At 36.8% G+C, this 24,543-nt stretch carries 20 protein-coding genes; 19 read left to right on the forward strand and 1 reads right to left on the reverse strand.

Annotated features, from left to right (window positions below; all coding sequences use genetic code 11):
* Positions 1-99: 99 nt before the first annotated feature.
* The 3 genes from recA to J2Z60_RS04030 all read left to right on the forward strand — a co-directional run bounded on the left by recA (position 100) and on the right by J2Z60_RS04030 (position 4,223).
* Positions 100-1,185 carry a recombinase RecA gene (gene recA, locus J2Z60_RS04020; protein WP_209686390.1) on the forward strand — a complete coding sequence of 362 codons (1,086 nt, stop codon included), beginning with the start codon at positions 100-102 and terminating at the stop codon, positions 1,183-1,185.
* Positions 1,186-1,297: 112 nt separating this feature from the next.
* Positions 1,298-2,929 (forward strand): ribonuclease Y, encoded by a 1,632-nt coding sequence (rny, locus tag J2Z60_RS04025; protein ID WP_209686391.1) that lies wholly within the window; start codon positions 1,298-1,300, stop codon positions 2,927-2,929.
* A gap of 160 nt (positions 2,930-3,089) precedes the next feature.
* A complete protein-coding gene (locus J2Z60_RS04030) occupies positions 3,090-4,223 on the forward strand; it encodes a glycosyltransferase family 4 protein (protein ID WP_209686392.1) in 1,134 nt (377 codons plus the stop codon).
* A 38-nt stretch (positions 4,224-4,261) separates the two neighbouring features.
* Here the strand turns inward: J2Z60_RS04030 and J2Z60_RS04035 are convergent, their stop codons facing one another.
* On the reverse strand, positions 4,262-4,924 hold the full coding sequence (locus tag J2Z60_RS04035; RefSeq protein ID WP_209686393.1) for a YigZ family protein: 663 nt from the start codon (positions 4,922-4,924) through the stop codon (positions 4,262-4,264).
* A 43-nt stretch (positions 4,925-4,967) separates the two neighbouring features.
* Here J2Z60_RS04035 and J2Z60_RS04040 point away from each other — a divergent pair, with 43 nt between their 5' ends.
* From J2Z60_RS04040 to J2Z60_RS04115, 16 genes are all read left to right on the forward strand, one after another.
* A complete protein-coding gene (locus J2Z60_RS04040) occupies positions 4,968-6,242 on the forward strand; it encodes a helicase-related protein (RefSeq protein ID WP_209686394.1) in 1,275 nt (424 codons plus the stop codon).
* A complete protein-coding gene (locus J2Z60_RS04045; RefSeq protein WP_209686395.1) occupies positions 6,239-6,913 on the forward strand; it encodes a ComF family protein in 675 nt (224 codons plus the stop codon). Before J2Z60_RS04040 ends, J2Z60_RS04045 begins: the two co-directional genes overlap by 4 nt.
* A gap of 82 nt (positions 6,914-6,995) precedes the next feature.
* Positions 6,996-7,541, forward strand: coding sequence for a ribosome hibernation-promoting factor, HPF/YfiA family (gene hpf, locus J2Z60_RS04050; RefSeq protein ID WP_209686396.1), 546 nt, complete (start codon positions 6,996-6,998; stop codon positions 7,539-7,541).
* 149 nt (positions 7,542-7,690) lie between these two features.
* The gene (gene secA / locus J2Z60_RS04055) at positions 7,691-10,090 is read left to right on the forward strand and encodes a preprotein translocase subunit SecA (protein ID WP_209686397.1); all 2,400 of its coding nucleotides are present in this window, start codon (positions 7,691-7,693) and stop codon (positions 10,088-10,090) included.
* 50 nt (positions 10,091-10,140) lie between these two features.
* A protein-coding gene (gene prfB, locus J2Z60_RS04060; RefSeq protein ID WP_209686398.1) for a peptide chain release factor 2 occupies positions 10,141-11,257 on the forward strand; the annotation gives its coding sequence in 2 pieces (ribosomal slippage) (positions 10,141-10,212 and positions 10,214-11,257; 1,116 coding nt in all).
* 13 nt (positions 11,258-11,270) lie between these two features.
* Entirely contained in the window at positions 11,271-11,558 is a 288-nt protein-coding gene (locus tag J2Z60_RS04065) for a hypothetical protein (protein WP_209686399.1), read from the forward strand.
* Entirely contained in the window at positions 11,551-12,513 is a 963-nt protein-coding gene (hprK, locus tag J2Z60_RS04070; RefSeq protein ID WP_209686400.1) for an HPr(Ser) kinase/phosphatase, read from the forward strand. The genes J2Z60_RS04065 and hprK overlap by 8 nt, the downstream gene beginning before the upstream one ends.
* A complete protein-coding gene (gene lgt / locus J2Z60_RS04075) occupies positions 12,513-13,349 on the forward strand; it encodes a prolipoprotein diacylglyceryl transferase (RefSeq protein ID WP_209686401.1) in 837 nt (278 codons plus the stop codon). Before hprK ends, lgt begins: the two co-directional genes overlap by 1 nt.
* A gap of 41 nt (positions 13,350-13,390) precedes the next feature.
* The gene (locus J2Z60_RS04080) at positions 13,391-14,410 is read left to right on the forward strand and encodes an NAD(P)H-dependent glycerol-3-phosphate dehydrogenase (protein ID WP_209686402.1); all 1,020 of its coding nucleotides are present in this window, start codon (positions 13,391-13,393) and stop codon (positions 14,408-14,410) included.
* A gap of 85 nt (positions 14,411-14,495) precedes the next feature.
* Complete coding sequence (gene trxB / locus J2Z60_RS04085) at positions 14,496-15,449, forward strand: thioredoxin-disulfide reductase (RefSeq protein WP_342590241.1); 954 nt, start codon at positions 14,496-14,498, stop codon at positions 15,447-15,449.
* 184 nt (positions 15,450-15,633) lie between these two features.
* Entirely contained in the window at positions 15,634-16,272 is a 639-nt protein-coding gene (locus J2Z60_RS04090; RefSeq protein WP_209686452.1) for an ABC transporter ATP-binding protein, read from the forward strand.
* Entirely contained in the window at positions 16,269-17,033 is a 765-nt protein-coding gene (locus J2Z60_RS04095; RefSeq protein WP_209686404.1) for an ABC transporter permease, read from the forward strand. The genes J2Z60_RS04090 and J2Z60_RS04095 overlap by 4 nt, the downstream gene beginning before the upstream one ends.
* A 97-nt stretch (positions 17,034-17,130) precedes the next feature.
* On the forward strand, positions 17,131-18,855 hold the full coding sequence (locus J2Z60_RS04100; RefSeq protein ID WP_209686405.1) for a phospho-sugar mutase: 1,725 nt from the start codon (positions 17,131-17,133) through the stop codon (positions 18,853-18,855).
* Positions 18,856-18,970: 115 nt separating this feature from the next.
* Positions 18,971-20,992: an excinuclease ABC subunit UvrB gene (uvrB, locus tag J2Z60_RS04105; RefSeq protein ID WP_209686406.1), complete on the forward strand. Its 2,022-nt coding sequence runs from the start codon at positions 18,971-18,973 to the stop codon at positions 20,990-20,992.
* Positions 20,992-23,847, forward strand: coding sequence for an excinuclease ABC subunit UvrA (gene uvrA, locus J2Z60_RS04110; RefSeq protein ID WP_209686407.1), 2,856 nt, complete (start codon positions 20,992-20,994; stop codon positions 23,845-23,847). Before uvrB ends, uvrA begins: the two co-directional genes overlap by 1 nt.
* Positions 23,848-23,906: 59 nt before the next feature.
* Positions 23,907-24,449 carry an HdeD family acid-resistance protein gene (locus J2Z60_RS04115; RefSeq protein WP_209686408.1) on the forward strand — a complete coding sequence of 181 codons (543 nt, stop codon included), beginning with the start codon at positions 23,907-23,909 and terminating at the stop codon, positions 24,447-24,449.
* Positions 24,450-24,543: the final 94 nt, after the last annotated feature.

A 24,543-nucleotide genomic window follows, 5' to 3' on the forward strand; every position in this document is an offset into this window, starting at 1 on the left:
ATATTATGAGAAGCGAGAACTCGAAACTTGCGTTCGTGTTTCTTGCTTTTTAATAGTTAGACCAAGTATAATTATTAAGTAAATTTAAGGAGGTATACTGTGGCTAAAGATGAAAAAAAGAAGGCCTTAGCAGACGCGCTAAAAAAAATTGAAAAAGACTTTGGTAAAGGCGCGGTCATGAGAATGGGCGAAAAGGTAGATACACAAATTTCAACTGTACCTACAGGTTCATTAGCCTTAGACGCTGCTTTAGGTGTTGGTGGATATCCTCGTGGTAGAATTATTGAAATCTATGGTCCTGAAAGTTCAGGTAAGACTACTGTAGCTCTTCATGCAGTAGCCGAAGTCCAAAAGCGAGGCGGAACTGCAGCTTATATTGATGCCGAAAACGCAATGGATCCAGCATATGCCAAGGCCCTAGGAGTGGATATTGATGCTCTTATCTTATCTCAACCTAATACTGGTGAAGAAGGCTTACAGATTGCTGATACTTTGATTTCTAGTGGTGCTATTGACATTTTAGTTGTCGATTCTGTAGCAGCCTTAGTACCACGTGCTGAAATTGATGGCGAAATGGGTGACTCTCACGTTGGTCTGCAAGCCAGGTTAATGAGTCAAGCTCTACGTAAGTTATCTGGTAATATTTCTAAGACTAAGACTATTGCTCTCTTTATTAACCAAATCCGTGAAAAAGTAGGGGTAATGTTTGGTAATCCGGAAACAACTCCTGGTGGTCGTGCGCTTAAGTTCTATGCTACTATCCGTTTAGAGGTTCGTCGTGGGGAACAAATTAAGCAGAGCAGTGAAGCAATTGGTAATCGTACTAAGATCAAGGTAGTAAAGAACAAAGTTGCACCACCATTTAAGCTGGCTGAAGTTGATATTATGTATGGTAAGGGAATCTCCCAAACCGGTGAATTACTTGATATGGCCGTTGAAAAAGATATTGTTGATAAAGCCGGTGCTTGGTACTCTTATGGCGAGGATAGAATTGGTCAAGGTCGTGAGAATGCTAAGCAATATCTTGAAGACCATCCAGATATTTACCAAGAAATCAAAAATCGCGTCCGTCAAGCTTATGGCATGGATGAAGAAGCTATCGAAGAGCGTGAAGATCCTGAAAAGTCTAAAGATACTAAAGAAAAAGACAAAAAAGATAGTAAGGTCAGTAAAGACAAAAAATAAACAATTAAGTTTGGGTTTTTAAGCCCAGACTTTTTTTGTTTGATTGACATCGTTAAGTGATACTTTTATTATTATTATTGTGTGAATAATTCTATAAAAAAGGCGATAGTAAATGATAAATACAATTTTAGTTCCTGTTGCTATCGCTATTGTTTCACTTCTTATCGGTGGTTATGGCGGATATTCAATCCGTAAGAACAAATGGGAGAAGCAAGCAAGTAATGCAGCTAAAGATGCAGAGCATATTTTAAAAGATGCTAATGACCAAGCTGAAGCTATCAAGTTAAAGATTGCTAAAGAGAAAGATGCGATTGCAGACTTAAAGAAGAAAGCTGTAGATACTAAAAAAGAGAAGATTCTGGAAGCTCAAGAAGAGATTCATCACTATCGAGAAAGGGTAGAAGATGAATTAAATCAACGTCGACAAGAACTTTCTCGCCAAGAGAATCGTTTGTTACAAAGAGAAGATGCCATTGACCATAAAGATGATTTGCTAGATAAAAGAGAAGCGCAAATCACCCAAAAAGAAAACCATGTGAAGCAGCAACAAGAAGAAGTTGCGCAGAAGAATCAAGAAGCTGATGAATTAATTGCTCAACGTGAGCAGAAGCTTTTTGAGGTTGCTAAGTTAGAACCAGAAGCTGCCAAGAAGATAGTTTTAGATAATTTATCTGATAAGTTAGTTTCTGAAAGAGCTGCTTTGATCAAAGAGAGTAATGAAAAGGCTCAGGCCAAGGCAGATCATTTTGCACGACAGGTTATTGTTGAGGCAATACAGAGTAGTGCTGCTGATACAGTTGCTGAAAAGACTGTTTCAGTTGTCAACTTGCCAAGTGATGATATGAAGGGCCGAATTATTGGACGCGAAGGCCGCAATATTCGCTCCTTTGAAGCATTAACTGGTGTAGATGTAATTATTGATGATACTCCTGACGTAGTAGTTTTGAGCGGCTTTGATCCTATTAGGCGTGAAATTGCTAAGAGAGCACTAGAACGCTTGATCAAGGATGGCCGTATTCATCCTGCCCGTATTGAAGAGTTAGTTGATAGAGCACGTAAAGAAGTAAACGACGATATTTATGAAGCTGGGGAAGGTGCATTGATGGAATTAGGTATCCACAAGATGCATCCAGAATTAGTAAAGATCCTTGGTCGATTGAAATATCGTACTTCTTATGGTCAAAATGTCCTGTCTCACTCAATTGAAGTGGGTAAGTTAACGGGTGTTATGGCTGCTGAGCTAGGTTTAGATGAAAAAATAGCGGTACGCGCGGGATTATTACACGATATAGGAAAGGCCATCGATCATGAAATCGAAGGCTCTCATGTTGAAATTGGTGTTGAACTCGCACGCAAGTACCACGAACCAGACATTGTAATTAATGCAATTGCTGCTCACCATGATGATGTTCCTAAGTTATCGTTTATTGCAGAATTGGTTGTTGCTGCAGATACTATATCTTCAGCTCGCCCAGGAGCACGTAGCGAATCACTTGAGAATTATATAAGACGATTAGAACAATTAGAAACAATTGCCAAGAGTCATCAAGGAGTAATGCAAGCATATGCAATTCAAGCTGGTCGTGAGATAAGAGTTATGGTAGAACCTAATAAGATTTCTGATGATCGCACAGTTATTTTAGCTCGTGATATTAAGAATCAAATTGAAGATGACATGGAATATCCAGGTAACATCAAGGTGACAGTAATTCGTGAAAAACGTGCAGTCGCAATTGCCAAGTAATATAAAAGCTGGACTATAAGCTGATAACAATCATTGTTAACGTCAGACTTGAAAGTCTGGCTTTTTTTGTTAAAAATATGATTAAGTTACAAAGTCTAATTGTCTTTAAGGAAAGCTATTTGTATAATTTAAAACAGAAGATTTAAGAAAGTAGCTTTATATGTTTCAAATAATAGTAAAGATATTCTTATTAGTAATAATATCTGCAATAATTACACCATTTATTAGGAGATTGGCTTTTGTCTTAGGTGCAGTTGATAATCCTAATGCACGTAGAGTTAATAAAAAGCCAATGCCTACAATTGGTGGGTTGGGAATCTTTGTTTCCTTTAGTATTGGACAATTTGTCTTATTACGGAATGAATTTCCAACTCACGAATTATTTTCTGTATTACTGGCTTCAAGTGCTGTAATTTTAACAGGATTAATTGATGATATTTTAGAATTAAAACCACGCCAGAAGATGTTTGGTATATTTATTGCATCTTTAGTGATTTATTTTTTAGCTGGAATTAAGATGAATGAACTGACTCTTCCTTGGCTAGGGACAGTTCAACTGGGCTGGTGGAGCTTGCCAATTACCATTTTTTGGATCTTGGCGTTAACTAATGCTGTGAATTTAATTGATGGACTAGATGGGCTAGCTACTGGAGTGTCAATCATCTCATTAATAACAATGGGGATAGTCGGTTTTTTCTTTCTCTATACTTGGCAACATTATGTACCAATTATGTGTATCATGTTAGCGGCATGTTTAGTGGGTTTTTTACCTTATAATTTTCACCCAGCTAAGATCTTTTTAGGTGATACTGGAGCCCTGTATATTGGCTTTATGATTGCGGTTCTGTCTTTAAAAGGATTGAAGGATGTAACATTCATTTCCTTACTTGTACCGATTATCATTTTAGGTGTACCAATTACCGATACAATCTATGCAATGATTCGTCGCCGCTTGAATAAAAAGCCAATCTCAGAAGCTGACAAGCATCATTTGCACCATCAATTGATGAGAATGGGATTAAGCCACAGACAGACAGTCTTAGCAATTTACGGCTTGTCCTTGTTATTCTCCTTTGTTTCATTACTATCAATTGCGGCTCCTAAATGGGGAGTTATTCCATTGATGTTAGGATTATTATTTGCCCTAGAGTTATTTGTTGAAACAATTGGCTTATTGGGAGAGCGTTATAAGCCTTTACTTCATTTTTTCCAAAAGATGATCAATAAAATGGATCGAGAAGATCCTAAGGTTGAGGTTCAACACTTAAGTGACAAAAGAAAGAATAAAAAATAAATATAATAAATAAAGAGGAAAGTCTGGCGGCTTTCCTCTTATTGTTCATGGAAATTGAATCCTTTAACTGGAATCTCGTTAAAGTGCTTTTCTTGATGGTTAAATTGAACCTTACCTGCAAGTAGATCAGTTAAATCTTCTTCAAACTTGTCAATACTATTTAAATCTAGCGAAACAGTAATAGTAACTTCTGTAGCGTATTCTTGATTAGCTACAAAGATGTTATTAGTTTCTAGATAATGATGGACTTCGTCAATACGATTATAAGCAATGTTGAAGCTAATATCTTGTTGTAATACGCAGCGTACAACACCAATCGCTTCTGCTGCTTGAGTAACAGAATTAGAATATGCTCTAATTAAACCCCCAGCCCCTAACTTAATACCACCAAAATAGCGTGTCACTACTGCGGTAACATTTTTGAGATTCATTAACTGTAAAGCTTTTAATTCTGGGATTCCTGCCGTACCTGATGGCTCACCATTATCACTAGCTTTTACTTGATCATTATTTAAGCCGATAGTATAAGCAAATGTATTGTGAGTGGCATCACGGTATTTTTTATTAACTTCTGCAATAAACTCCTGAGCTTGTTCAACACTTTCTGTTCGCTTCATTGTGCAAATAAAGCGGCTTTTTTTTATGACTAGTTCATGAGCGCCGTTTTCTTTAAGGGTTAAATATTCTTTTTTTTCTAACAAAAAATTGCCTCCTTTAGCGTAATAATAATTGAGGTGTTAAAAATTGAATGATATTAAATTATGTGGCCGTCAATGGTTATTAAATCAAAATAACGATACCACAAAGTTAAAGGTGAAAAAAGTTAAAGCAATCGAAAATAATCGCTGCATTCGTTGTCATAGTTTAGTGAAATATCAGCTGCCTAATGGTAAGCGATATTGTCGCTTCTGCATTGGGCTAGGCAGAATATGTGAAGGAGATGAGATAATTAGAAGCTGTGAGATTATTAACTATGCCCAAATTAAAAACGGCGGTCTAACTTGGCAGGGAAAGTTAACCCCTGCCCAAAAAGAAGTTTCTAATGAGTTAGTAGAGTCATTTAAACGGAAAAGAGACCATTTAGTTCATGCTGTAACCGGTGCAGGTAAGACAGAAATGCTATTTCAGGTGATCGCAACTTGCCTTATGCAGGCAAAGCGCTGCTGTATTGCAACGCCGAGAATTGATGTTGTAGACGAACTTTACCCTCGTTTGCAGGAAGCATTTAAGAAGGTAAAGATTGGTAAGTACCATGGACGGGAATTTTGTGAAGCCAAGGATGAGCAGCTAATAATTTGCACAACACATCAATTGCTTAAGTTTTACCATGCTTTTGATTTGTTGATTATTGATGAAGTAGATTCTTTTCCTTTTAGAAATAATCCGGTCCTAAATTACGCTGCTAGAAATGCAGTAAAGTCGACCGGAGCAACCTTCTACTTGTCAGCTACTCCAGATCAGGGCTTACTAGATCAAGCTAAGCAGGGCAAGATCGGCTACTCGCTCCTTAATAGAAGATTCCATGGCGGATTATTACCAGTACCACAAGAAATATTATTTGTTAAGCCATTTTTAAACAAGGAAAGGCTACATCCTAAGCTACTAAAGGAAATTCAAAAAATTATTGCCAAAGTTAAGCCACTTTTGATTTTTATACCAAGGATTAATGAACTTGAACTTTATCAAAGAGTTCTTAAAAAGACATTTCCCAATCTAAAAATTAGCGCAGTCCATGCACAAGATAGCCAAAGACAAGAAAAAATTCTCTCTTTTAGAAACAATCAACTTGATATTTTACTAACAACTACAATCTTAGAGAGAGGAGTAACTTTCAAGCATGTGCAAGTAATTGTGATTGCTGCAGATGATCAGATTTATAATGCACCTAGTCTTGTTCAAATCGCTGGTAGAGTTGGTCGTAGTCAAGATGATCGAGATGGTAAGGTGATCTTTTGTTACCATCGGTATACTCGTGAACTTAGGCAAGCTAAAAGACAGATTAGGATGATGAATAAATGAGTTACTGCTTATTGTGTAATACCAACTACAAGCCACAGATAGATTTCAAGGATTTGTTTTTATTTAAAAAGCCACAGGAAAAAGCAATCTGTCCCAATTGCTTAAGTAAATTCGAAAAAATTAATGGCCAGCACTGTATGAATTGTAATAAGGCTGGTCAAAAGGTTAAATTTTGTTCAGATTGCCGAGTTTGGCAGGTTAAATATCAAGGTAAGTTATTAAAAAATAAATCAATTTATCGTTATAACCAAGCTATGCATGACTTAATGGTTAATTATAAACGCTATGGTGACTATGTCTTGCATCAAGTGTTAGCTGACTTAATTAAAAGTCAAATTTCGCCAGCTGACTATTATGTTCCAATTCCAACTTCTAAGTCACATATTGCGAGAAGACAATTTGATACAGTTAGTGAGATATTTAAAGATTTAGTTCCTTTAACTTTTATTTTGGGAAAGATAGATAATGGGTCAGCTCAAGGAGAAAAGAATCGTCAGCAGCGATTAAAGACTGAGCAGAGCTTTTATGTTAATGAAAAGTTAAATTTACAGGGGAATATTTTACTTTTGGATGATATTTATACTACTGGTAGAACTTTATATCATGCTAGGGATGCCTTGGCTGCAGCCTTTCCTAATAGTTGCATTAAAAGTTTTACCTTAGCTAGGTAAATTAATTAGACTAAGCGCTTACACATCTGCTATACTATATATGTAAGTAGAAACGTTGAAAAACGTTGAAAGGAGAATCTTTATGTTAGAGTACAACGTTCGTGGAGAAAATATTGAAGTTACTGATGCTTTAAGAAGCTACGTTGAGAAGAGATTGGAGAAGTTAGAGAAGTACTTCGAGATCGATTCTAACGTTATTGCACATGTTAATTTGAAGGTATACAAGGATGAAAGCTCAAAAGTGGAAGTTACTATTCCACTTCCTTACCTCTTATTACGTGCAGAAGACACGACTGATGATATGTACAAGAGCATTGACTTTGTATCTGAAAAATTAGAGCGTCAAATTAGAAAATACAAGACACGTATCAATCGTAGAAACCGTGAAAAGGGCTTGAAAGATTACTTCTATGAAGAAGCTTCTGAAGAAGAGCCAGCACCTAAGAAGTTCGACATTGTTCGTAACAAGCACTTAGACTTAAAGCCAATGAATGCAGAAGAAGCTGTCTTACAAATGGATCTTTTAGGTCACGACTTCTTTGTCTTTGAAGATGCAGATACCAATGGCACTAGCATCGTTTATAAGAGAAATGATGGTCGCTATGGCTTAATCGAAACTAACGAATAATTTGTTTATAATGTTTTCCTCTCTGATGGTTATACATCGGGGAGGATTTTTTATGTTCAAGTAATTTCTAATTTTGGTAAAATAATGGTAAAATTACTTAGTATCTTTAGATTTGTGCACAAAATTTAAACTTAAGGACCGATTATTTAATGGTAAATATTCTAAAAAAACTTTACGATAATGACAAACGTGAATTAAAGCAATTTGAAAAATTAGCAGATAAGGTAGACGCCTTATCTGAAGAATATAGTAAGTTGTCTGATGAACAACTTCAGGCTAAGACGCCAGAATTTCGCAAGCGCTTAGCCAATAATGAGAATTTGGATGATTTATTACCTGAAGCATTTGCGACTGCGCGTGAAGGTGCTAAGCGTGTTTTAGGACTGTATCCATATCGGGTACAAGTAATTGGTGGTATAGCCCTTCACTTTGGTAACATTGCCGAAATGATGACTGGTGAAGGTAAGACCTTGACGGCAACAATGCCAGTATATCTGAATGCTTTAACTGGCAAGGGTGTACATGTTGTTACTGTTAATGAATACCTCTCTAGCCGTGACGAAAGTGAAATGGGTCAATTATATAAGTGGCTTGGCTTGACTGTTGGCTTAAACTTAAATTCAATGTCAGCTGATGAAAAGCGCGAAGCTTATAGTTGTGATGTTACTTATTCAACTAATTCAGAGTTGGGATTTGATTACTTAAGAGATAATATGGTTGTTTATAAGGATCAGATGGTACAACGCCCATTGAACTATGCAATCATTGATGAGGTTGACTCTATCTTAATTGATGAGGCTAGAACGCCATTGATTATCTCCGGTCAAGCTCAACAAGCTAATAGCGAATATATTCGTGCTGATAGGTTTGTTAAGACCTTGGTTGAAGATAAGAGTGACGATGATGTTGATGATGATCAAGATCATGGTGATTATAAGATCGACTGGCCTACTAAGACAATTAGCTTGACCAATCAAGGAATTGAGAAGGCCTGCAAGCATTTTGGTTTAAAGAACTTATATGATATTGATAACCAAGTATTAGTTCACCATATTGACCAAGCCTTGAGAGCTAACTACATCATGTTAAAAGACATCGACTACGTAGTTCAAAATGGCGAAGTTATGATTGTTGACTCCTTCACTGGACGTGTTATGGAAGGTAGACGCTATTCAGATGGTCTTCACCAAGCTATCGAAGCTAAGGAAGGGGTTAAGATTCAAGAAGAATCTAAGACCCAAGCCACAATTACTTACCAGAACTTCTTTAGAATGTATAAGAAGTTATCTGGTATGACGGGTACTGCTAAGACTGAAGAAGAGGAATTCCGTGAAATTTACAATATGCAAGTTATTACGATTCCTACTAATCGTCCTAAAGCTAGGGTAGATAAGCCAGATGTACTCTATCCGTCTTTAGACTCTAAGTTTGAAGCAGTTGTGGAAGATATTAAGCGTCGTCATGCTAAAGGACAGCCTGTCTTAGTTGGTACTGTTGCCATTGAAAGTTCTGAGAGATTGAGTAACATGCTTGACCGAGAAGGTATTCCACATGCAGTCTTAAACGCTAAAAACCATGCTAAAGAAGCTGAAATTATTATGAATGCTGGTCAACGTGGGGCAGTTACAATTGCCACCAACATGGCTGGTCGTGGTACCGATATTAAGCTAGGGCCTGGTGTAAAGGAATTAGGTGGCTTGGCTGTCATTGGTACAGAACGTCATGAATCACGGCGTATTGATAATCAGTTGCGTGGTCGTTCTGGTAGACAGGGTGACCCAGGTGTAACGAGATTTTATCTTTCACTTGAAGATGATTTGATGAAGCGTTTTGGTTCAGATCGAGTAAAGGCCTTCTTGGATCGCATCTCAGATGATGATGACGATAAAGTCATTGAAAGTAAAATGATTACTAAACAAGTTGAATCTGCTCAAAAACGTGTCGAAGGTAATAACTACGACACTCGTAAGCAAACATTGCAATATGATGATGTTATGCGGACACAACGTGAAATCATTTACGGTGAAAGAATGCAGGTAATCTCTGAAGATCACTCACTTGATTATGTGCTTAAACCAATGATTCAACGTACTATTGATCACCAAGTTGATATGTATACTCAAGGCGAAAAGAAAGATTGGCGTAATGACCAATTACGTGACTTCATTGCTTCTTGTTTAACCAATGAAGAAGTAGCTAAAAAGATTGACTTGAAGAATATAACAGCTGACGAGTTGAAGAAGAAGCTGCATAAGATTGCTCAAGATAACTTTGCCGAAAAGCGTGAACAATTGGCTGATCCTGATGAAATGCTGGAATTTGAAAAGGTAGTCATCTTGCGAGTAGTAGATGACCGCTGGACAGATCATATCGACGCAATGGATCAATTACGTCAATCTATTAGCCTTCGTGGTTATGGACAACTAAATCCACTTGTAGAATATCAAGAGGCAGGTTATCGCATGTTTGAGGAAATGATAAGCAACATCGAATATGATGCCACCCGCTTGTTTATGAAGGCTCAAATTAGACAAAATATTAGTCGTTAATAGAAAGGGAGGCACTTGTCCTCTCTTTTTTATTTATGATGAGGTAAAACATGGAAATTAGTGACATTCAAAATAAACTTGACGAATTAAAAGTTAAATTAGCCCACTTTAGGAGGTCTCTTTGACTTTGATTCCTTAAATGAAGCAATTGCTATTAATGAACAGAAGATGTCTGAGCCAGATTTTTGGAATAATCAGGATCAGGCACAAGATTTAATTAGTCAAACTAACTTATTAAAAAATAAAAGTGAAAACTTTAAGCAACTATCTACTAACTTTGATGATGCCCAGACTGCATTAGAGCTACTAAGAGAGGATTTTGATCCAGACTTGCAGTCAGAACTTGAGCAACAGATTACTGATTTAAGTGAAAGCTTTCATAATTATGAATTATCATTATTGCTCTCTGAAAAATATGACAGCCACAATGCCTTGATGGAAATTCACCCTGGTGCTGGTGGTACTGAAGCGATGGATTGGGCTGATATGCTTCTTAGAATGTATCAGCGCTATAGTGAAAGTCATGGCTTCAAGTTTGAAGTTGAAGACTATGAGCCTGGTGATGAAGCTGGAGTCAAAAGTGTCAGTATTAGGGTTCAGGGGGATAATGCCTTTGGCTTATTAAAGTCAGAAAATGGCGTTCATCGGTTAGTTAGGATATCACCATTTGATTCAGCTAAGAGGAGACACACTTCTTTTGCATCGGTAGAAGTTATTCCAGAAATAGATCAAAGTATTAATGTCGACATTAATCCGGATGATTTAAGAATTGATGTCTTTCGCTCTAGTGGTGCCGGTGGACAGCACATTAATAAGACTTCTAGTGCAGTGCGTATAACACACTTGCCAACAGGAATAGTGACCTCTTCTCAAGCTCAGAGATCGCAATTTCAAAACCGGGAAACTGCAATGAACATGTTGAGAGCTAAATTGTTCCAATTAGAAGAAGAAAAAAAGCGCAAGCAAACAGAAGAATTGAAAGGTAATCAAAAAGAAATTGGTTTCGGTTCACAGATTAGATCATATGTTTTTCATCCATATAATATGGTTAAGGATCACCGTACTAATTATGAAACCAGTGATGTCAATGGTGTAATAGATGGTAAGCTGGATGACTTCATTTATGCATATTTACAATGGAATCTAAGTCAAAAGAATCCTGATTAGGTGAGGTAGAGATATGAGCTTAGGAACTATTTTTATTTTAGTGCTGGTTGCCTTGGTAATTTTGAGTGTATTATTTGCGATCTTTAAGTTTTTTATCGCACTTTTGCCAGCAGCAATAGTTGTTGCTTTAATTATTTGGTTAATCTATAAATTCAAAAAGCCAACTGGCGAAGGAGATAATTATCCGAGGAAAAATTATAATATTTTTAATAATTCTGGTAATCCTACTGGTCGTAAGAGAGCTCGGAATGTTACAGTTAAGGATGTAAAGAAAGATAAAAGAGGAAAAGACAATGGTTGATGCAGTTAGAGTTAGTCAATTAGTCAAAGATATTCCAGCATTAAAGGTAGTAGAAGGCAAGGAGTTTTTGGACAAGAGATCTGTTTCAGTTTCAGATATTTCTCGTCCAGGCTTAGAGTTGACTGGTTATTTTGACTTTTATCCGAAAGAGAGAATTCAATTATTAGGGCGAACAGAGATATCTTACAGTGCTCGTTTAGATCATGACCTGAGAAAGCATGTATTTACTAAGATGTGCACTTCTGATACGCCATGCTTTATTGTTTCTCAGGGATTGCCAATTCCATCTGAATTAATAGAAGCTGCCGAAATTGCGGATATACCGGTGATTACTAGCGATATGGCAACTACTCACCTATCTAGTGTCTTGATGCAATATCTAGATGAGCAATTAGCTCCAAGAAAGAGTGTCCATGGCGTTTTGGTAGAAATATATGGTATGGGCGTGATGCTTACGGGTAGCTCTGGAGTTGGTAAGTCGGAAACAGCACTTGACTTAGTTAAGCGAGGACATAGATTGATTGCGGATGATCGAGTAGATGTCTACCAGCAAGATGATTCAACAATTGTTGGTGAAGCTCCCAAAATTTTAAAGCACTTAATGGAAATTCGTGGCATTGGGATCATTGATGTGATGAACTTGTTTGGTGCTGGTGCAGTCAAAGACAGCACTGAGATTCAGTTAATTATCAACCTTCAAAATTGGAATCCTAATGCTAATTACGATCGTTTAGGCTTTGAAGAAGATACTCGTCAAATCTTTGATGTAGATGTTCCGCAAATTACGGTTCCAGTTAAGGTCGGAAGAAACTTAGCAATTATCATTGAAGTAGCTGCCATGAACTTCAGAGCTAAGAAGATGGGTTATGACGCCAGTGAAAAGTTTGAACATAATCTAACTGAGTTAATATCAGACAATTCCAAGCCTGCCTCTGATAAGGAGGAAAAGAAATAATGACCTTAGCATTAAATCCAATCGCCTTTCATTTAGGCAGTTTATCGGTTAGATGGTATGGTATTTTGATGGCGACAGGCGTCTTAGTAGCAACATTGATGGCTATACAAGAAGGTAAGAAGCGCCAAATAATATCTGATGATTTTGTTGATTTCCTACTTTGGGCAGTTCCGATTGGCTTTATTGGTGCTAGAATTTACTATGTAGTCTTTGAATGGGGCTACTTTTCTCAGCATCCAGACCAAATAATCGCTATTTGGAATGGTGGGATTGCAATTTATGGTGGATTATTAGCTGGACTGGCGGTATTGGTTATATTTTGTTATAAGCGGATGTTACCTCCGTTTTTAATGTTAGATATTATTGCTCCTGGGGTAATGGCTGCTCAAGTTATTGCTCGTTGGGGTAATTTTATGAATCAAGAAGCTCATGGTGCTAAGACAACGCTGTTTTTTTTACAGAGTTTACACTTGCCTAACTTTGTGATTCAACAGATGTACATTAATGGTGCTTACTATCAACCAACTTATCTTTATGAATCCTTAGGTAATTTGCTTGGCTTAATTATAATTTTGTCTTTACGCCATAAAAAGCACCTCTTTAAACAAGGCGAGGTATTTTTATCATATGTAATATGGTATGCGACGGTAAGATTTTTCGTTGAAGGGATGAGAACGGATAGTCTCTATATTGCTAATACTATTCGAGTTTCTCAAGCATTGAGTTTGATTCTGTTCATTGGCGCAATTATCTTATGGATTTATCGCAGAAAAGTTGTTAGGCCGAAATGGTATTTGGCTGGTAGTGGATTAAAATATCCGTATAATAGAGATTAAGGAAAAGCTTATTCCAATAATAGAAAGTTTGAGTATAAAAAATGAAAAAAATTGCAGTTTTAGGTAATGGGTCATGGGGTTCAGTATTAGGATCTTTATTGGCTGATAATGGTAACGATGTAGTTCTTTATGGAAACATTGATAGTGTAAATGAAGAGATCAATAAACATCATACTAATGAGCATTATATGAAGAATTGGAAGTTAAATCCTAATGCCACAGCAACGGGTGACTTAGAGAAGGCGCTTCAAGGAGCAGAAGTGGTATTATTTGTTTTGCCAACTAAGGCATTTAGAATTGTTGCTAAGAATGTTCGTAAAGTTCTAGATAAAATTGGTACTAAGCCCTTATTGATTACTGCTACTAAAGGAATTGAACCAGGGACTAAGAAGTTAACTACAGAAATTTTGGCTGAAGAGATTTATCCAGAAGATCAAGATAAGATTGTAGCAATTTCTGGACCAAGTCATGCAGAAAATGTTGCTCAAAAAGACTTAACTGCAATTGCTTGTGCTTCAACTAGCGTAGAAAATGCTAAAGAAGTTCAAGAAATGTTTTCAAATGATTACTTACGTTTATACACTAACTCTGACTTAGTTGGTGTTGAAGTAGGTGGTGCAGTTAAGAATGTTATTGCCGTTGCCGCTGGTATCTTAGTTGGTAAGAAGTATGGCGATGACGCCAAGGCTGCCCTAATGACTAGAGGATTAGCGGAAATTACCCGTTTGGGAGTTAACTACTTCGGCGCTGAACCGATGACTTTTAGCGGATTAGCAGGAATTGGTGACTTAATTGTTACTTGTACTTCAGTAAATTCACGTAATTGGCGTGCTGGTAAGCAATTAGGTGAAGGCAAGAGCTTAGACTACATTATTGAAAACATGGGTCAAACTGTCGAAGGTGCTACTACCGTTAAGGCAGTCCATGAATTAGCCCAAGAAAAGAACATTGACATGCCAATTAGTGAAGCAGTTTACCGTGTAATGTACGAAAATGCTAATGTCGATGAAGAAATTAAGCAAATGATGGGTCGTAGTCCTAAGCCTGAGATTAGCTTATAATAAAGAGAAAAGATGTAAGTGCAAGCTTACATCTTTTTTAAACAAAATAGTTGTGATAATTTTAAATACGGTGTAGAATGTACTTATTAAAAGTAAGGAGGAAGCATTAATTATGGCTAAAAAATATGATGTAATTATAATTGGTGCAGGCCCTGGTGGAATGACTGCTGCCTTGTATGCTGCAAGAGCTAACTTATCTGTCTTAATGCTTGATCGTGGTGTATATGGTGGTCAAATGAATAATACTGGTGCAATTGACAACTATCCTGGCTTACCAGATGTTACTGGTCCTGAATTAGGTGAAAAGATGTACCAAGGAACAATGAAGTTTGGTCCAGAATTCGTCTATGGAGAAGTTAAGCAAGTTAAGCTAGATGGTAATGACAGAATTGTTGTTACAGATAATGATGAATACGTTGCACCAGTAATTTTAATTGCAACTGGTTCTGAACATAAGCATCTTGGCGTTGCTGGAGAAGAAGAATATCAAGGTCGCGGTGTATCTTACTGCGCAGTATGTGATGCTGCCTTCTTTAAGGATGAAGATATTGCTGTTATCGGTGGTGGAGATTCTGCTATTGAGGAAGGACTTTATCTAGCTCAAACCGCTAAAAAGGTAACTGTTATCCACCGTCGTGACCAATTACGTGCACAACCAATTTTGCAAAAGCGTGCCTTCGCCAACGATAAGATGGACTTCATTTGGAATGCTCAAACTGAAGAGATCATTGGTGATGAGAATAAGGTTACGGGTGTAAAGTACAAGGACAAGGTAACTGGTGAAGAAAAGACCTTACCTGTAGCTGGTGTCTTTATTTATGTTGGTGTTCAACCACAGACTGCTCCGTTTGAAGATTTGGGTATTACCGATGAACATGGCTGGATTATTAGCGATGATCATATGAAGACTAAGATTCCAGGTATCTTTGCCTTAGGTGATGTTCGTCAAAAAGACCTACGTCAAATTGCTACTGCAGTTGGTGAAGGTAGTATTGCTGGTCAAGAAGCATTTAAGTATATTCAAAGTTTGAATGATTAAATTATAATTAGTTCTAAGATGTCTACTAAAAAGTTTTGATAGGCATCTTTTTTTGTTTTAAAGACAAAAAGATAAATCTAATTAAGTGGGAAAATAGCTAAATAATAATTATAAAATTTCTATAGTATGAATCATAGAATTATAATTAGTATAGTAAATTTAATTATTATAAAAGCTGGTGAATATTATGCTCTTAAACCTTAAAAACGTATATTATCAAACGAATTCTAAGATTATTCTGCAAGATGTAAATTTAAAAATTAATCAAGGTGATTGGATTACTTTAATTGGTCCATCCGGTAGTGGTAAGAGTACTATTTTGAAGTTGATTGCAAATTTGATTTCACCAAGCAGGGGAACAATTTTTTACCAAGATAAGGATATTAGTTCGATTGCCCCAGCGGTATATCGTCGCCAAGTTTCCTATTGCTTCCAGCAACCTACTTTGTTTGGTAAAACTGTTGAGGATAATTTAACCTTCCCTTTTGAATTGCGTAAGCAAGAAGTTGATTCGCAAAAAATAAGACAAATGCTGTCTTTAGTAGATCTTGACGCAAGTTACTTAACTAAGAAGAAGTCAGAGCTTTCTGGTGGTGAAAAGCAGCGCGTTGCCTTGATTCGTAATTTATTATTTAAACCTAAAATCCTCTTGCTTGATGAAGTTACTGCTGGTCTAGATGAAGATAGTAAACATATTGTAAATAAGTTAATCAGTTCATATTTTAAACGTAATGTAACAATCCTTGAAGTAACACATGATAAATCAGAAATTTCTCAAGCACAACACATCGTTAAATTAGAAAAGGATGGAAGTTTGAAATGAACAATTTAGCTATCAGCAATTGGTCGTTAATATTTGCCTTTGCTTTAGTATTAGTTGCCATGGGGATTAGCTTTAAAGAGAAGCTAGGATTAACTAAAGATATAGTTATTAGTGTGCTTAGAGCAGTTATTCAGCTAGCAATAGTTGGCTATGTATTGCGATTTATTTTGCATGTTAATAATTTGATTTTAACTTTAATTGCTACATTAATTATCATTTTTAATGCTTCTTGGAATGCAAATAATCGTAACCCTAATAAGAATCGTAAGTTATGGAATTCAATTGTTGCAATATTAGTTGGAACTTACCTCACTTTAGCAGTCTTAATCTTGACTAAGGCAATCAAGCCAGTACCAATGCAGGTTATTCCAATAACAGGTATGATAGCTGGTAATGAGATGGTTGCAATTGGTTTGTGTTACAAGGCTCTAGATACTAGTTTTCATGATTTAGAACAAGAAGTATTAGAAAGACTGGCTTTAGGTAGTGATATTAAGCTAGCTTGTGTGCCAATTCTAAGAAGAAGTATTAAAACAGCGATGCAACCTACAATTGATTCTGCTAAAACTGTAGGACTAGTTAATTTACCAGGCATGATGTCGGGACTTATTTTTGCAGGAGTTAATCCAGTTAATGCAATTAAATATCAGATTATGATTACCTTTATGTTATTAGCAGCAACTAGTTTAGGAGCAGTTATTTCATGCTACTTGGCATATCGCAATTATTTCAATAATGAAGATCAGTTAGTCTTATACTAAAAAGTTAACTTAGACAGTGTATAGAATTCATTTCTAGCTAAAAAATAGTAAAATAGACTTATTGAGGAAAGCAAGAGAAAGAATTATAGAGGTTTTTATGAACGCAGAAGAAATTTTTGAACAATGGAAAAATGCAACTAATCTACCCGATTACTTGCAAGATCAACTAGATACTTTAGGCAAGGACCATAAGTGGGTTGAAGATGCTTTTGGACAAGATATTAACTTTGGTACTGCTGGTATGCGTGGCAAGCTTGAACCTGGTACTAATCGAATTAACTTGTTTACTGTTGGTCGTGTAACAGAAGGCTTAGCATTGCTTATTGAAGAAGAGGGACAAGAAGCTAAGGATCGTGGGGTAGTTATTTCTTATGATTCAAGATATCATTCACGTGACTTTGCTCAACATGCAGCACGTATCTTGGGTGCTCATGGCATTCATGTCTACTTGTTCGATGACTTAAGACCTACGCCTGAACTTTCCTATGCTGTAAGACATTTGCATACTTATGCAGGTATTAATATTACGGCTTCTCATAATGCTAAGCAATATAATGGCTACAAGATTTATGGTGAAGATGGAGCACAAATGGCTCCAGAGAATGCTGATCGTTTATTTGCCTTTGCCCAGAAGGTAACTGACATATTTAGTGTTAAGGCGGCTCCAGTAGAGCAATTACGTGCAAGCAAGACCTTACAATTAATTGGTGAAGATGTAGACCAAGCCTACTTAGCAGAACTTTCCAAGGTAACGGTAAATCGTGAGATGGTTAAAGAGAATGCTGATAAGTTAAAGATTATTTATACACCATTGCATGGTACTGGTAAGATGCTTTATGATCGTGCGTTCCGTCAAGGCGGTTTCACTAATGTAATTCCAGTACCAAGCCAATCAATTATTGATCCAGAATTTCCAACTACAATTAAGCCTAACCCAGAATATCGTGATGTCTTTACACCAGGAATTGAGTTAGCTAATAAGGAACATGCTGACTTAATCGTAGCTACTGATCCTGATGCTGATAGAATGGGTGCAGCAGTTAGAACTGAAAATGGCGACTTCCAAGTATTAACCGGGAACCAAATTGCAACTTTAATGGCGTATTATTTACTTCAAAATCTCAAAGATTCTGGTAACTTAACCCCAGATTATGAGATTGTAACTTCTATTGTATCAAGTGCTTTGCCATTTAAGATTGCTAAGGACTTTGGTATTAAGACCAAGCATGTCTTAACTGGATTTAAGTATATTGGTGAAGAAGTTGACCGAATGAACAAGGCCAATGATGGCAAGTTCTTAATGGGCTTTGAAGAAAGTTATGGCTATCTCTTCCAGCCATTTGCTCGTGATAAGGATGCAATGCAAGGGGCAATTATGTTCGCTGAAGTCGCTACTTATTATGCTTCAAGAAATATGACTGTCTTTGATGGCCTACAGGAGATCTGGCAGAAGTATGGTGTTTCATATGAAATTACTCGTGCAATTGAAATGCCTGGTATCGGTGGTCAAAAGAAGATGGCAGAGTTGATGACTAAGTTGCGTAATGAACATTTAACTGAAATCAACGGTCAAAAAGTAGTAGAGATTCAAGATTTTGAAATCCAAAAAACTATTAAAGATGGTAAGCAAACACCGTTAAATGGTTTCCCTAAGTCAAATGTATTGAAGTACTTACTAGCTGATGACACTTGGCTAGCATTACGTCCTTCAGGTACTGAACCGGTTATTAAGGCTTATGTAGGCGTCAATAAGGCAGATATTGCAACAGCTCAAAAAGCAGCAGAAGCTTATCAAGATGCCTTAGCAGAATTATTACAGTAAAGCAATATTCGTGTGTTAACTCATCTGCTGTAGTAGAATTAGTATGTTAAGTAAAAAGTTGGGCATTTTGTCCAACTTTTTTTACCGGATAAATGCTAAAGATAAGGGAAAGAATATGATTAGAAGACAAAAAGATCGAAAATTTGAACTAGTTTCTGATTTTAAGCCAGCAGGTGATCAACAACAAGCTATTGATAAGTTAACAGCCGGCTTTAAAAATGGTGAAAAGGAACAAATTTTGGAAGGTGCTACTGGTACAGGTAAGACCTTCACAATGGCAAATGTAATTGCTAAGTTAAATAAACCGACTTTAGTTATCTCTCATAATAAAACTCTAGTAGGTCAGCTATATGGTGAGTTTAAGCAATTTTTTCCTAAAAATGCGGTTGAATATTTTGTTTCTTATTATGATTATTATCAACCGGAAGCCTATGTACCTAGCTCTGATACTTATATTGAAAAGGATGCCTCCATTAATGATGAAATTGACCAGCTTCGTCATGCAGCAACTTCAGCCTTAATGGAGAGAAATGATGTTATCGTTGTAGCTTCAGTTTCTTGCATATTTGGATTAGGTGATCCTAGAGAATATGCTAGAAGTGTAATTTCTTTAAGAGAAGGGCAAGAGTATGACAGAAATACCTTATTGCGTGACTTAGTTAATATTCAATATGACCGTAACGATATTGATTTTCAACGTGGACGCTTTAGAGTAAGAGGAGATATTGTCGAGATCTTCCCGGCAGGTAACTCTGATCACGCTTATCGGGTAGAATTCTTTGGCGATGAAATTGATCGAATTGTTGAGGTAGACTCTTTAACTGGAGAAGTAATTGGTGAGCGTGAACAAGTTTCACTCTTTCCAGCTACTCACTTTATGACTAATGAAGAGCAACTTCAAAGAGCCCTGGGCTCAATTAAAGATGAGTTGGATATTCAAGTTAAGAAGTTTGAAGGTCAAGGGAAGTTGCTTGAAGCCCAAAGAATTAAGCAGAGAACCAATTATGATATTGAAATGATGAGCGAAGTAGGCTATACCAATGGAATTGAAAATTATTCTCGTCACATGGATGGTCGCAAGCCTGGACAGCCACCATATACCTTACTTGACTTCTTTCCGGATGACTTTTTAATTTTGATTGATGAGTCACATGCAACCATGCCCGAATTAAAGGCAATGTACAATGGCGATCGTAAGCGTAAGGAAACATTAATTGATTATGGATTTAGATTACCATCAGCTTTAGATAACCGACCATTGAAGATTAATGAATTTGAAAAGCATATTAATCAAATTATGTACGTTTCTGCAACGCCAGGTGATTATGAATTAAGCCATACAGATAATAAGGTAGAACAGATTATTCGACCGACTGGCTTACTTGATCCTAAGATTGATGTTCGACCAATTGATGGCCAAATTGATGACTTGGTTGGGGAGATTAATAAGAGAATTGAACGTAATGAACGCGTCTTTGTTACCACATTAACTAAGAAGATGGCCGAAGACTTAACTGATTATCTAAAAGATCTCGGAATTAAGGTGCGGTATTTACACTCAGATATTAAGACCTTAGAGCGTATGCAAATTATTCGTGACCTAAGATTAGGTAAATTTGATGTTTTAATTGGGATTAATCTTTTACGTGAGGGTATTGACGTACCGGAGGTTTCATTAGTAGCAATCTTAGATGCGGATAAGGAAGGATTTTTGAGGTCAACTAGGCCCTTAGTTCAGACTATTGGTCGTGCAGCTAGAAATTCTCATGGTGAAGTAATTATGTATGCCGATCGGATTACCGATTCGATGAGAGAAGCTATTGATGCCACCAACCGAAGAAGAGGCTTACAGATTAAGTTCAATGAAGAACATGGCATCACTCCTAAGACGATTGTTAAGCCGATTAGGGACGCAATATCAATTACTAAGGATGTTGAAGAAGCTGAAGAGAAGGAGAGCTTTGCAGATCTTAACTTTGATGAATTAACAACCAAGCAAAAGAAGACTATGATTAAGAACCTAACAGCACAAATGCAAGAAGCTGCTAAGAAGTTAGACTTTGAAGAAGCTGCTAACTTGAGGGATGCAATTATGGATCTACAAAAACAAGTCCATGACAAAAAGGAGACTAAATAATGTCGAGTGATAAGATAGTTATTCACGGCGCACGCGAACATAATTTAAAGGATATTAATTTAACTATTCCTAAGGATAAGTTAGTGGTAGTTACTGGCTTATCTGGTTCAGGAAAGAGTTCATTAGCGTTTGATACTTTATATGCAGAAGGTCGTAGACGATATGTTGAATCACTTTCTAGTTATGCTAGACAATTTCTAGGCCAAATGGATAAGGCTGATGTTGACTCAATTGATGGCTTAAATCCCGCTATTTCAATTGACCAGAAGACTACATCACATAATCCTCGTTCAACAGTTGGTACAGTAACAGAAATCAATGACTACTTACGTCTTTTATGGGCTAGAGTAGGCCAGCCAATCTGTCCTAATGATGGCACACTTATTGAAAGACAGAGTGTTGACCAGATGGTTGACCGAGTAATGGAATTACCTGAAAGAACTAAGATACAAATTTTGTCACCAATTATTCGTCAAAAGCGTGGTGAACATAAGGAAGTTTTTAAGCGAATTCAAAGAGCAGGTTATGTTCGTGTCATTGTTGATGGAGAGATGCATGATATTAGTGATGAATTTGACTTAGATAAGAATAAGCGACACTCAATTGATATTGTTGTTGATCGCTTAGTCGTTAAAGATAGCATAAAAAGTCGTTTATTTGATTCAACTGAAGCTGCCTTACGCTTATCTGAAGGTTATATGAATGTTGACGTTATTGATGGTGAAGAGCTTAACTTTTCAGAGTATTATGCTTGTCCAATTTGTGGCTTTACAGTTGGTGAGATGGAGCCACGCTTGTTCTCATTCAATGCACCATTTGGCGCTTGTCCTGACTGTGATGGTTTAGGGATGAAGCTAGCTGTAGATGAAGATTTAGTAATTCCTGATCGTGATAAGACTTTGGCAGATGGTGCCATAGCGCCATGGGGTAATTCTAAGTACTATTCTTCAATGCTAGAGCAAGCTTGCGCCGCCTTGAAGATCCCAATGGATAAGCCATTTAAGAAGTTAACCAAGCGCCAGCAAGACCTAGTATTATACGGCTCAAAGGGTAAGAAGATTAAGTTTCACTTAGAGGGCGATTTTGGTGTTAATGATACTGAACAAGAATTTGAAGGCGTTATTAATAACATTGACCGTCGCTACAACCATCCAATGTCTAAGTTTATGAGGGATGTGATGGGTAAGTACATGACAGAGTTAACGTGCAGCACTTGTCATGGTAAGCGTCTTAATGAAAAAGCTCTGGCGGTTAAGATAAATGGTAAAGATATTGCGGAAGCTTCAGATTTAGCAATTGGTAAGGCGTTAGAATTCTTTAAGTCAATTAAGTTAAGTGAACAAAAAGCCCTGATTTCTAAACCAATCTTGAAGGAGGTACGTGATCGTCTAGCATTCTTGATTAATGTTGGTTTAGATTATTTAAACCTTTCTCGGTCTGCAGGAACCTTATCTGGTGGAGAAGCGCAGAGAATTCGTCTGGCTACTCAGATTGGTTCTAACTTATCTGGCGTTATGTATATTCTAGATGAACCTTCAATTGGACTTCACCAGCGTGATAATGACCGCTTAATCTCTTCACTAAAGAAGATGCGCGATTTAGGCAATTCACTAATTGTAGTTGAACACGATGATGAAACTATGCGTCAAGCTGATTACTTAATTGATATGGGGCCAGGAGCTGGTAGTTATGGTGGAAAAGTTATGGCTGCCGGAACTCCCCAAGAAGTAATGAAGAACCCTAAGTCACTTACAGGACAATATCTTTCAGGTAAAAAACTAATTCCAGTTCCTTTAACTAGACGTAAAGGCAATGGTAAAAAGATCACCGTTAAAGGCGCTAGTGAAAATAACTTAAAAAATATTAATGTCGACTTTCCTTTAGGAAAATTCGTCGTAGTATCTGGGGTTTCAGGTTCAGGCAAGTCAACCTTGGTTAATTTGATTTTAAAGCGGGCCTTAGCTCAGAAGTTGAACCATAATTCATCTAAGCCAGGTAAATACAAGTCACTTACTGGATATAAGAATATTGATAAGATTATTGATATTGATCAAAGCCCGATTGGTAGGACTCCACGTAGTAATCCGGCAACTTATACGAGTGTCTTTGACGATATTAGGACCTTATTTGCTCAGACAAATGAAGCTAAGATGCGTGGTTATACTAAGGCAAGATTTTCATTTAATGTTAAAGGTGGACGTTGTGAAGCTTGTCATGGTGATGGAATTATCAAGATTGAAATGAATTTTTTACCAGATGTCTATGTACCTTGTGAAGTTTGTCATGGTACACGCTACAATTCTGAAACTTTAGAAGTTTCTTATCGAGGTAAAAACATTGCTCAAGTCTTAGATATGACTATCAATGAAGCCTGTGATTTCTTTGAAAAGATTCCTAAAATTCACCGTAAATTGCAAACTATTGTTGACGTTGGGCTAGGCTATGTAAAGCTAGGTCAATCTGCAACGACTCTTTCAGGCGGTGAAGCTCAAAGAATGAAGTTAGCCGCAGAATTGCAAAAGCTCTCTACTGGTAATAATTTCTATATTCTTGATGAACCAACAACTGGTTTGCATACTGATGATATTAAGCGTTTGTTGGAAGTATTGCAGCGCTTAGTAGACGAGGGAAATACAGTCTTGATTATTGAGCATAACCTTGATGTGATTAAGAGCGCTGATTGGTTGATCGATCTTGGACCTGAAGGTGGAGAAGGCGGAGGACAAGTAGTTGCTACAGGGACGCCTGAAGAAGTGGCTCAGATCAAAGAAAGCTATACTGGTCAATATTTGAAGCCGGTATTAGAGCGTGATACTAAGATTACTCGTGCTCAGATAGCTAAAGATAATAAATAAAAAGTAGCTTGAATCCTCTTTAAATAATTGTAAAATAAGACCCGAGGAGGAGATAAAGTATGAATAATTTATTTAATTCTGATCGTCCACGTGGATTTGATTGGGGTGCACTTTTAGCGGGTGTATTGTTAGTAATTACTTCATTTATCTTATTAAGATACCCAGGTAGAGGATTAGCAGCATTTGTCTTTTTGTTCGCTATCTTGTCAATTATGCAGGGGATTATTTGGATTTATATGTATTCTAAGTTCCGTGACTTCTTCGCTCGTAGCTGGGTAACATTGATTTCTGGTATTTTAGATATTATTGTTGGATTAATTTTTCTATTTTCCCATGAGATTGGCGGTCTGACTATTGCAGTCCTATTTGCTGTCTGGTTCTTTGTTGATTCAGTAGTTGGGGTAGTCTTTTCATGGCACTTAAGGGATTACTCAAACGGCTATTTTATTTTAAGTTTGATCTTAAATGTAATTAGTTTATTGATTGCAATTACGTTAATGTTTAATCCAGTTTTAGCTGCAATCACCTTAGTTTACCTAGTAGCATTTTGGTTAATGGTCTTTGGCTTTAATGAAATTTTTGTAGCATTTATGCATCGTTAACCATAAAAACCAGCAACTTTTTTGTAGTTGCTGGTTTTTAATTATCAAAATGAAACACCCGGTATGTTATAATGGTGAAGATTAAGGAGGCACG

This window comes from Lactobacillus colini (genome assembly GCF_017874575.1).
Classification (GTDB): Bacteria; Bacillota; Bacilli; order Lactobacillales; family Lactobacillaceae; genus Lactobacillus; species Lactobacillus colini.